Annotated in this window: 9 protein-coding genes and 2 tRNA genes; 5 read left to right on the top strand and 6 right to left on the bottom strand. The window is 53.3% G+C overall.

Annotation, left to right across the window (positions count from 1 at the left end; translation table 11 throughout):
• Positions 1 to 102: 102 nt before the first annotated feature.
• Complete coding sequence (locus HMPREF3138_RS03910) at positions 103 to 687, bottom strand: thymidine kinase (RefSeq protein WP_038877247.1); 585 nt, start codon at positions 685 to 687, stop codon at positions 103 to 105.
• A gap of 702 nt (positions 688 to 1,389) precedes the next feature.
• Here HMPREF3138_RS03910 and hns point away from each other — a divergent pair.
• Positions 1,390 to 1,797, top strand: coding sequence for a histone-like nucleoid-structuring protein H-NS (gene hns / locus HMPREF3138_RS03915; RefSeq protein WP_070558806.1), 408 nt, complete (start codon positions 1,390 to 1,392; stop codon positions 1,795 to 1,797).
• A gap of 181 nt (positions 1,798 to 1,978) precedes the next feature.
• Here the strand turns inward: hns and HMPREF3138_RS03920 are convergent, their stop codons facing one another.
• The 5 genes from HMPREF3138_RS03920 to rssA form a co-directional block, all read right to left on the bottom strand.
• Positions 1,979 to 2,989 carry an NAD-dependent epimerase gene (locus HMPREF3138_RS03920; protein WP_038877245.1) on the bottom strand — a complete coding sequence of 337 codons (1,011 nt, stop codon included), beginning with the start codon at positions 2,987 to 2,989 and terminating at the stop codon, positions 1,979 to 1,981.
• Between the two features lie 9 nt (positions 2,990 to 2,998).
• On the bottom strand, positions 2,999 to 4,342 hold the full coding sequence (locus HMPREF3138_RS03925; RefSeq protein WP_038877243.1) for a UDP-glucose dehydrogenase family protein: 1,344 nt from the start codon (positions 4,340 to 4,342) through the stop codon (positions 2,999 to 3,001).
• 43 nt (positions 4,343 to 4,385) lie between these two features.
• Positions 4,386 to 5,303 carry a UTP--glucose-1-phosphate uridylyltransferase GalU gene (gene galU / locus HMPREF3138_RS03930; RefSeq protein WP_038877241.1) on the bottom strand — a complete coding sequence of 306 codons (918 nt, stop codon included), beginning with the start codon at positions 5,301 to 5,303 and terminating at the stop codon, positions 4,386 to 4,388.
• Positions 5,304 to 5,516: 213 nt separating this feature from the next.
• Entirely contained in the window at positions 5,517 to 6,530 is a 1,014-nt protein-coding gene (rssB, locus tag HMPREF3138_RS03935; RefSeq protein WP_038877239.1) for a two-component system response regulator RssB, read from the bottom strand.
• A 103-nt stretch (positions 6,531 to 6,633) separates the two neighbouring features.
• On the bottom strand, positions 6,634 to 7,536 hold the full coding sequence (gene rssA / locus HMPREF3138_RS03940; RefSeq protein ID WP_038877237.1) for a patatin-like phospholipase RssA: 903 nt from the start codon (positions 7,534 to 7,536) through the stop codon (positions 6,634 to 6,636).
• A 118-nt stretch (positions 7,537 to 7,654) separates the two neighbouring features.
• On the opposite strand from rssA, the gene HMPREF3138_RS03945 reads away from it, so the two are divergent.
• The 4 genes from HMPREF3138_RS03945 (at position 7,655) to HMPREF3138_RS03965 (ending at position 9,594) form a co-directional block, all read left to right on the top strand.
• Positions 7,655 to 8,119 carry a YchJ family protein gene (locus tag HMPREF3138_RS03945; RefSeq protein WP_038877235.1) on the top strand — a complete coding sequence of 155 codons (465 nt, stop codon included), beginning with the start codon at positions 7,655 to 7,657 and terminating at the stop codon, positions 8,117 to 8,119.
• A 68-nt stretch (positions 8,120 to 8,187) separates the two neighbouring features.
• Entirely contained in the window at positions 8,188 to 9,036 is an 849-nt protein-coding gene (gene purU / locus HMPREF3138_RS03950) for a formyltetrahydrofolate deformylase (protein ID WP_038877233.1), read from the top strand.
• A gap of 175 nt (positions 9,037 to 9,211) precedes the next feature.
• Positions 9,212 to 9,296, top strand: a tRNA-Tyr gene (locus tag HMPREF3138_RS03955).
• 213 nt (positions 9,297 to 9,509) lie between these two features.
• Positions 9,510 to 9,594: transfer RNA gene (locus HMPREF3138_RS03965), tRNA-Tyr, on the top strand.
• Positions 9,595 to 9,608: the final 14 nt, after the last annotated feature.

Below are 9,608 nucleotides of genomic sequence, written 5' to 3' on the forward strand. Positions count from 1 at the left end.
TAAAAAAACCCGCCAACGGCGGGTTTTTTATTGCGCCTGAGGCGCTGCATTTCGACTCACGCCGCCAAAACGCTTCAGCGGGCTCTGACGGCGTTTTCACTCCTAATCCAGGGAGTGAATCGCCTCTTTATAATGCTTGCGGCAGACGGAGACATAGCTCTCGTTACCGCCTATCACCACCTGTTCGCCGGCATGCATCGCTTTGCCATTCTCGTCCAGTCGCAGCACCATATTGGCTTTGCGCCCGCAGTGACAGATGGTTTTCAATTCCACCAGCTTATCGGCCCAGGCCAGCAAATATTGGCTACCGGTAAACAACTCACCGAGAAAATCGGTGCGCAGGCCGTAACACAATACGGGAATGTCCAGTTGGTCCACCACATCGCACAATTGCTCAACCTGCGCTTTGGTCAGGAACTGGCTTTCATCGAGCAGCACACAATGCACCTGCTGCTGCTGATGCTCTTGCTGAATCATGGCGAAGAGCATTGAGTCGTTGTTATAGAGCTGGGCCTGCGAAGATAACCCGATGCGCGAGCTGACTTTGCCTACGCCATAGCGGTGATCGATCTCCGCGGTGAACACCAGCGTGCGCATACCACGCTCTTGATAGTTATATGAAGACTGTAGCAGCGCGGTAGACTTGCCGGCATTCATCGCAGAGTAATAAAAATAAAGTTGAGCCATGGCCCCGCCACTCCGATGGTATAAGAAATATTCAAATGTTGATTAGGACGGTGAGTGTACCATAACCCGCCCCCCGGCTCAGCCCAAAGCGAACGAATATTGCGTTCGCCGTAATAATGCGCTTTCAAGCGAAACATATCGTTCTGTCGGCATGTTCTTTTTACAGCTATTTACAGGATAATGTATGCCTGTCATCACTATTAATTCTTGCTAATGGTTAGCCCCGGGCATTTGCCCATTAATGCATAGCTGCCCTTTCCCCTCCGCAGGCGCCGTAGCTGCGGCGGAACGCCTGTCTATTATACGTGAGGCCAATAACGGGCATTTAATCGCCTTCGCCGATGCCCCGACGTTACCTGACGCAATCTTTACCTATATACCCCTATTGTTTACAATGTCTGCCTTGCCATGGCGTGATTAAGCCCACAGAACCCATTGTAATATTGATATAAATTACGGCGATAACTTATCGATGAAAGCCTTGCGACACGCGCCCTTTAAAGCCTGTCTGCTGAAATTTTGACTTAAGCTCGATGAAGGTAATAGTTAACAGACCTTCCTATTATTTGTCGGACTGATCCGATTAACGGTTTCTTTAAAGGTAAATTTGAGTATTCAAGTCAATTTGGCTATTGCAGAAAAGAAAAGAGCACTCTATTATTATCGAGACGCCCCCCACCAATATAATTTGAGACTAGGACAATGAGCGAAGCATTAAAGATTTTGAACAACATCCGCACCCTGCGCGTCCAGGCAAGAGAATGCACTCTGGAAACGCTGGAAGAAATGCTCGAGAAACTGGAAGTTGTTGTGAACGAACGTCGCGAAGAAGACAGCCAGGCTCAAGCAGAAATCGAAGAACGCACTCGTAAACTGCAGCAATACCGCGAAATGCTGATTGCTGACGGTATCGACCCGAATGAACTGCTGCAAACCATGGCTGCCAACAAGGCTGCCGGTAAAGCAAAACGTGCAGCACGTCCTGCTAAATACCAATATAAAGACGAAAACGGCGAGCTGAAAACCTGGACCGGCCAAGGCCGTACTCCTGCGGTGATTAAGAAAGCTATCGAAGAGCAAGGTAAATCTCTGGACGATTTCCTGCTGTAATAGCGATTCAGTCCGTATCAGAAAGGCTCCCTGCGGGGGGCCTTTTCATTTTAAAGCTTATCGTTCTGTCCCCCCCCTATCCTTTTAGTAAATATCCTAATTCGCTTTTCCTTCGATCATGAAATTTCAGTGAAAAAAAAGGGCCCCTAAGGCCCCCTTTATCGCATTTACCCACGTTCAATTATTGAACCTGGTAGAATGCCTTATACCAGTCAACGAAGCGCTTCACGCCCTCTTCAACGCTGGTTTCCGGTTTAAAACCAATGTCACGATAAAGCTCTTCCGTATCTGCGCTGGTATCCATCACGTCGCCAGGCTGCATCGGCAGCATATTCTTACGGGCGGTCACCCCCAATGCCTGCTCCAACGCACGGATATATTCCATCAGTTTAACAGGCGTGTTATTGCCGATATTATAAACATGATACGGTGCGGAACTGGTCGCCGGCGATCCCTGTTCAACGGTCCATGACGGATCCGCCTGCGGAATAACCGCCTGCAGCCGTACAATCGCCTCAGCGATATCATCAATGTAAGTAAAGTCACGGTGCATTTCACCGTGGTTATATACATCGATGCTCTCCCCCGCCAATATGGCCTTGGTGAATTTGAACAGCGCCATATCCGGACGCCCCCAAGGGCCATATACGGTAAAGAATCGCAGCCCCGTCGTCGGGAGACCGTATAAATGGGAGTAGCTGTGTGCCATCAGCTCATTGGCCTTTTTCGTTGCCGCATACAATGACACCGGATGATCAACCGAATCTTCGGTCGCAAACGGCAGCTTGCGATTCAGGCCATATACCGAACTGGAAGAGGCGTAGAGCAAATGCTCGACTTTATTATGACGGCAGCCTTCCAGAACGTTTAAATGGCCGATCAGGTTAGCATCCGCATAAGCCAACGGATTGACCAGCGAATAACGTACGCCGGCTTGAGCCCCCAAATGAATGACTCGTTGGAACTGATGCTCGGCGAACAGTGCCGCCATCCCTTCACGATCGGCCAAATCCAGCTTGATAAAGCGGAATCCCGGCTTATCCGCCAGTCTGTCCAGACGGGCTGTTTTCAGGCCCACGTCATAATAGTCGTTCAGGTTATCAATGCCGACAACCTGATGACCGGCGGTCAACAAACGCTCTGCAACGTGATAGCCAATAAATCCTGCGGCGCCTGTAACCAGGAATTTCATGCCCACTCCTTAAATAACCGGTTTAATCGAGGCGCCGCGGCCAATCGCGTAGTAGGTAAAGCCGCGATTCTCCAAACGCTCCGGATCGTACAGGTTACGTCCATCGAAGATCACCGGCTGTTTCAGTTCACTTTTGATCACGTCGAAGTCCGGTGCGCGGAAATTCTGCCATTCGGTGCAGATCACCAGAGCATCGGCGCCGTGCAGCGCAGCCTCTTTGGTACCCATCAGCTTCAAGTCGTCACGCTGGCCATAGATGCGTTGGACTTCGTTCATCGCTTCCGGATCGTAGGCTTGAACGGTGGCGCCGGCAGCCCACAGCTGTTCCATCAGCACGCGGCTGGACGCTTCACGCATGTCATCGGTATTCGGCTTGAACGCCAGGCCCCACAGCGCGAAGGTTTTGCCCTTCAGATCGCTGCCGAAGTAGTCTTTGATAAAGCTGTTCAGCTTGTCTTTCTGTTGGTAGTTGACCTGCTCAACCGCCTGCAGCAGCTTCGGTTGGTAACCGATCTGCTCCGCCGTGCGGATCAACGCCTGGACATCTTTCGGGAAGCAAGAACCACCGTAGCCGCAGCCAGGGTAGATGAAGTGATAACCGATGCGTGAGTCGGAACCGATGCCCTGACGCACTTTCTCAATGTCCGCCCCCAGCATTTCCGCCAGGTTGGACATTTCGTTCATAAAGCTGATCTTGGTCGCCAGCATGCAGTTAGCGGCATACTTGGTCAGCTCTGCGCTACGGATATCCATCATGATCATACGATCGTGATTGCGGTTAAACGGCTCGTACAGTTCGCGAATAGGTTCGATCACATCTTTATTATCGGTACCGATAACGATGCGCTCAGGGCGCATACAGTCTGCTACCGCCGCACCTTCCTTCAGGAATTCCGGGTTAGACACCACGTCGAACGGCACACTGCTGCCGCGTTTCGCCAGCGTTTCCGCCATCACCTGACGCACTTTGTCCGCCGTGCCGACCGGAACGGTGGACTTGTCGATCACCACTTTACGATCGGTCATGTGCTCGGCGATGGTGCGCGCAACCGCAGTGACATATTTCAGGTCAGCGGAACCGTCTTCATCCGGCGGCGTACCGACGGCGATGAACTGGATATTCCCGTGCGCCACGCCCGCTTTGGCATCGGTAGTGAAATGCAGACGGCCGGCCTCATAGTTTTGCTGCACCAGCGGCGTCAGGCCCGGTTCAAAAATCGGGATATTTCCTTTTTTCAGGTTTTCGACTTTTCGCTCATCGACGTCAATGCACATAACGTCATGGCCAACTTCAGCCAGCACGGCGGCCTGCACCAGACCCACATAACCAATACCAAAAACTGTTACTTTCATGTGAAAATCCTAGTTTTTCAAATTAAGACGAAAGATCACTCAATTATTTCTTGTCAGCGGCAACAACCTGTTGCAGCCACTGAGAAAATTCTTTACCGAGGCTGGCATGGCGCATGCCGTATTCCACAAATGCCTGCATGTAACCCAGTTTGTTGCCACAATCATGGCTCACGCCTTTCAGGTGATACGCTTCCACCGTTTCCTGCTGCATCAACATTTCGATGCTGTCAGTCAGCTGAATTTCGTCGCCGGCGCCTGGAGGCGTTTTCGCCAACAGCGGCCAAATATCGGCGGACAGCACGTAACGACCGACAATCGCCAGGTTGGAAGGCGCTTTATCCGGCGACGGCTTCTCGACCACGCTGACCATCGGCGCGCTTTCACCAGGTTGCAGATCGACGCCCTTGCAGTCGGCTACGCCGTAGTTTCCGACATCCTTGTGCGGCACGGGTTCAACCATGATCTGGCTGACGCCGGTGGCTTCGAAGCGCTGCAGCATGTCGTGCAGGTTGTCTTTTCTCGGATCGGCGCTATATTCGTCGAGGATCACGTCCGGCAACACCACGGCGACCGGCTCATCGCCCACCATCGGGTAGGCGCACATGATAGCGTGTCCCAGGCCTTTAGCATTCCCCTGGCGGACTTGCATCACGGTAACGCCTTTCGGGCAGATCGACTGTACTTCATCCAGCAATTGGCGCTTGACGCGTTTTTCCAGCATCGCTTCCAGTTCGAAACTGGTATCAAAGTGGTTTTCGATCGAGTTTTTGGAGGAGTGAGTGACCAGCACAATCTCGTTAATCCCTGCCGCAATGCACTCATTGACGACGTATTGGATCAGCGGTTTATCAACCAGCGGCAGCATTTCTTTTGGAATGGCTTTGGTGGCCGGTAACATCCGCGTACCCAAGCCTGCAACCGGGATCACGGCTTTTCTGACTTTGCGATTTACAGCAGGCATTATTTCCTCTCTTAAAGCTAAAGCGCTCATTTTATGAGCTTGGGCTCGATATAAAAAAACCTTCGGAGTATACCAGCTTATGCGTGCCGAGCATTAGCCAGAACACAAATAGAAAACATTTAGGACTATTACCCGTTCTGATAATCGGGAGAATAAATAAACGGTTTAATTGCCGATAAGTGAATAGCTTAAGATCTCGCCGCTCGGGGCCCGTTATTCAGCGCTCAGCATCAGCCGCAATCGGCCCCCGCTGCCCCACACCTGACATTGCCAGGCGGTGCAACGTTGACTGATCTGGTTCATGTAGGTCGCCCCCAGCGTCCCCAGCGGTACGCCGTTGCTCAGCTGAATTTGATTATCCCCGGTATTGACGTTGGCATGCAGCCCGGCGGAGACCAGAATCAGGTTCTTATTTTCGGCGTGATAATATCCCAGCAACAGTGGGAATTGGCCATCTAATTTCCCCTGCCGCAATAATTGATTAACCTGCTTTAACAATGCTGACATTTGCGGCAGACGATGTTGTTGATTAGCCAGATGGTCTTGCAGCAACCCATTAAATAATGCGCGCAACAGCAATGCCGCCAATACGCCATTATCGCCGGCGCGCGTGACGTCCAGGCAGTAGAATGCCAGGTCTTTTTCTGACAACGCGGCAATATCAAGCACCAAGCCGGGATTTTCGCCCGTGGTTAACTGCCGATAGTTGATCCGGCAATGTGCAATGGTCTGCTGTACCGGCGGTTGCAGTTGTTTAAGCAGTTTGACGGCTTCTGAAGGGTTTTTGCTCAGCGCATCCCAATCCTGAAACAGCTCAACTTCTTCAATCGCCTGAGAGGTGAACATATTGGGGTATAAACACGCCAGCACCGCTTCACGCAGGCGATTGAGATCGGTCAGGGGCTTCAGCAGGACATCCTGTACGCCCAAGCGCAACACCTTGGCAATGTCGGCCATCTTGTCGGTGGCCGAGATCACCAGCACCGGGATCTGCCCCCCCTGCAAACGCAGGTGCTCAACGAATTCGATACCGCCCATTTCCGGCATCGCGAGATCGCACAGAATCAGATCGGGCTTGAAGTCATCGACGGCACTCAGCGCCTGCAAACCGTTGGTCGCCTCGCCGGTTTCAGCGCCCAGCGAGGTCAAATAACCGACCAGCACGGAACGAAAAACCTGTTCGTCCTCAACGATCAAGATGCGTTTGTGAGTGAGTGGTAATGCCATCAGCCGAGCCTCGTCCCTTTCCATAGTGTAATAGTGGCTCAAAAAGGTCACTTATGCTCGTCTGAATCAGACCGACCGCGCATTGCCAACCGAGAACCGAGAATTATCTATTTTTTATCAACGGCAACAACCGATCCAGTTGTTTTTCCACCGCCAGTAACCCTGCCTCGATCGCTTCATCGGCGCGGTGGAAATCCAGCGTCGAGATTTGCGGGCAGAAAGGTTGGATCAACACGTCCGGCGGATCGCTCGCCATCCGGTTACGCTTCAGGCGATTTTCCAGCATCTGAATCGAGGTGCCCATAATCTCCATCGCCGTCGGCGCCGTCGTCGGTTTACGCTGTCGCATTCTGCCGACGCGTTCTCTCAGACGCCCGCGCCAGGTATCGGCAGGCGCATCGTCCGAACTCTCGTCCTCAATGCGTACCGAGAACAAATCCTGCTGCATCAGGTGCACGTCATGCTGCAGATCGACCGCGATGACGATATCGGCACCCAGCGCCCGGCAAAGGGACACCGGCACCGGATTGACCACCGCGCCATCCACCAGCCAATAGCCGTCGGCCCACACCGGCGCCAACAGGCCAGGCATGCTGCAGGAAGCGCGCACCGCCTGATGAATATCGCCTTCGGTCAGCCACAGTTCGCGGCCGGTGCTGAGATTGGTCGTCACGGCGCCGAACTTCAGCGCGCATTCGGCAATATCGTTGATCTTCAACAGCTGTCCGACGGCGTTAAACACGCGATCGCCGCGTAACAAGCCACCACGCTGCCAGGAAAAGTCCATCAGACGAATCACGTCCCAATAGCTGAACGACCGCACCCACTGCTCCATCGCCGGCAGGCGATGGCTGGCGAACGCCGCGCCCACTAACGCACCGACAGAGCAGCCGGCAACGATATCGACCTCAATTCCCAGTTTCTTTAACGCATTGATCACGCCGATGTGCGCCCAGCCTTTAGCCGAGCCAGCTCCCAGCGCCAGTCCGATCTTGATTTGCCGCATAGCGCCATCCTCTCGGTAACAGGGGGTATCTGCTTTCAGGGTAGATTGTCACTGACGAATATTGTTAGGTAACATATGCGCTAAATTCATTTTCTGCCTCGTCTTCTCAGGAGTTATTTTGCCCGAATCATGCCCATGCGGCAGCGGACTGGCGTATAACGCGTGCTGTGCCCCTTTTATCAGCGGCAACCAACCAGCGCCGACGCCCGGCCAGCTGATGCGTTCACGCTTCACCGCCTACGTGAATCATAACGTCGATTATCTGATCGCTACCTGGCACCCCGACTGCGGTGCCGAGGCCTGGCGCAATGCGATCGTCGACAGCTTTAAAAATACCGAATGGCTGGGCCTGACGATCGTGGAAGAGAAAGCCGGTCATGAGCCGGACGAAGGCTTCGTCGAATTCATCGCACGTTTTACCGACGGCGAAAGCGGCGAACCGCAGGCGATGCATGAGCGCTCGCGCTTCCTTCGTCGCGATCAACGTTGGTATTATATCGACGGCACCAAACCCCAGCCCGGCAGAAATGCGATTTGTCCCTGTGGCTCAGGGAAAAAATACAAGAAGTGCTGCGGGCGCTAGCCGGCCGGCGCTTCACGTTTACGCCTGCGCAGACAGGCCGTTCAGTATCAGACAGGATCCTCAAACCCATGCCACACCAAAATGTACAACGGAAAGTGTTACGCACCATCTGCCCGGACGCCAAAGGGCTGATCGCCAAGATCACCAACATCTGTTACAAGCACGAACTCAATATCGTTCAGAATAATGAGTTCGTCGATCACCGCACCGGGCGTTTCTTCATGCGTACCGAGCTGGAAGGCATTTTCAACGACAACACGCTGCTGGCCGATCTGGACAGCGCGCTGCCGGAAGGTTCGCTGCGCGAGCTGCACAGCACCGGACGCCGCCGCATCGTGGTGCTGGTCACCAAAGAGGCCCACTGCCTGGGCGATCTGTTGATGAAAAGCGCCTATGGCGGCCTCGATGTTGAAATCGCCGCCGTGATCGGCAACCACGACACGCTGCAATCGCTCGTGGAACGTTTCGATATTCCTTTCCATCTGGTGAGCCACGAAGGCTTGACGCGTGAACAGCACGACCGAAAAATGACGGCCCAGATCGATCAATATCAGCCGGATTACGTGGTGCTGGCCAAATATATGCGCGTGCTAACCCCGGCCTTCGTGCAGCATTATCCGAATCAGGTGATCAACATTCACCATTCGTTCCTGCCGGCGTTTATCGGCGCGCGCCCTTACCACCAGGCCTATGAGCGCGGGGTAAAAATCATCGGCGCCACCGCCCACTATGTTAACGACAATCTCGACGAAGGCCCGATCATCATGCAGGACGTGATCCACGTCGATCACACCTATTCCGCCGAGGATATGATGCGCGCCGGGCGCGACGTAGAGAAAAATGTGCTCAGCCGCGCCCTGTATCAGGTGCTGGCACAGCGCGTCTTCGTCTATGGCAACCGCACCGTTATTCTGTAATCGCTCAATAAATCGGTGCATTTCGTTCAGGGATGCACCGTCAAGAATAAAAAAACGGCAAACGATTCATTTTCTGCATTTCAATGCTTTACACATCCGCTTCATTTGATATGATGCGCCCCGCTTACCGAGACAGCGCTCTCGCAAGCAAGGCCAGTTAAATAGCCATGTATATGGTGGGGTTCCCGAGCGGCCAAAGGGAGCAGACTGTAAATCTGCCGTCACAGACTTCGAAGGTTCGAATCCTTCCCCCACCACCATCTTTTCGTTGCTGATACGCATTGGGTTAAAGCGAATCAGAAAGGGAAGGATGACGTGCTTTAGCGCGGCCCGAAGGGTGAGGAACGAAGTGACGAATAATCCTTCCCCCACCACCATCTTTTCTCCGCCAGGAGAGAAGGGGCAGTAAAGAAGCCGGCCAGGCTTCTTCCGGATAAAACCGGAACAACAATTAGTAAATCCATGAATATCATGGTGGGGTTCCCGAGCGGCCAAAGGGAGCAGACTGTAAATCTGCCGTCACAGACTTCGAAGGTTCGAATCCTTCCCCCACCACCATCCTTTGCAAAAAA

This window comes from Serratia sp. HMSC15F11 (assembly GCF_001808215.1).
In the GTDB taxonomy this organism is placed as follows: Bacteria; Pseudomonadota; Gammaproteobacteria; order Enterobacterales; family Enterobacteriaceae; genus Serratia; species Serratia nevei.

Excerpts from the sequence above, each read along its gene's own strand:
- HMPREF3138_RS03910 (WP_038877247.1), bottom strand. The coding sequence starts at position 687 with ATGGCTCAACTTTATTTTTATTACTCTGCGATGAATGCCGGCAAGTCT.
- hns (WP_070558806.1), top strand. The coding sequence starts at position 1,390 with ATGAGCGAAGCATTAAAGATTTTGAACAACATCCGCACCCTGCGCGTC.
- HMPREF3138_RS03920 (WP_038877245.1), bottom strand. The coding sequence starts at position 2,989 with ATGAAATTCCTGGTTACAGGCGCCGCAGGATTTATTGGCTATCACGTT.
- HMPREF3138_RS03925 (WP_038877243.1), bottom strand. The coding sequence starts at position 4,342 with ATGAAAGTAACAGTTTTTGGTATTGGTTATGTGGGTCTGGTGCAGGCC.
- galU (WP_038877241.1), bottom strand. The coding sequence starts at position 5,303 with ATGCCTGCTGTAAATCGCAAAGTCAGAAAAGCCGTGATCCCGGTTGCA.
- rssB (WP_038877239.1), bottom strand. The coding sequence starts at position 6,530 with ATGGCATTACCACTCACTCACAAACGCATCTTGATCGTTGAGGACGAA.
- rssA (WP_038877237.1), bottom strand. The coding sequence starts at position 7,536 with ATGCGGCAAATCAAGATCGGACTGGCGCTGGGAGCTGGCTCGGCTAAA.
- purU (WP_038877233.1), top strand. The coding sequence starts at position 8,188 with ATGCCACACCAAAATGTACAACGGAAAGTGTTACGCACCATCTGCCCG.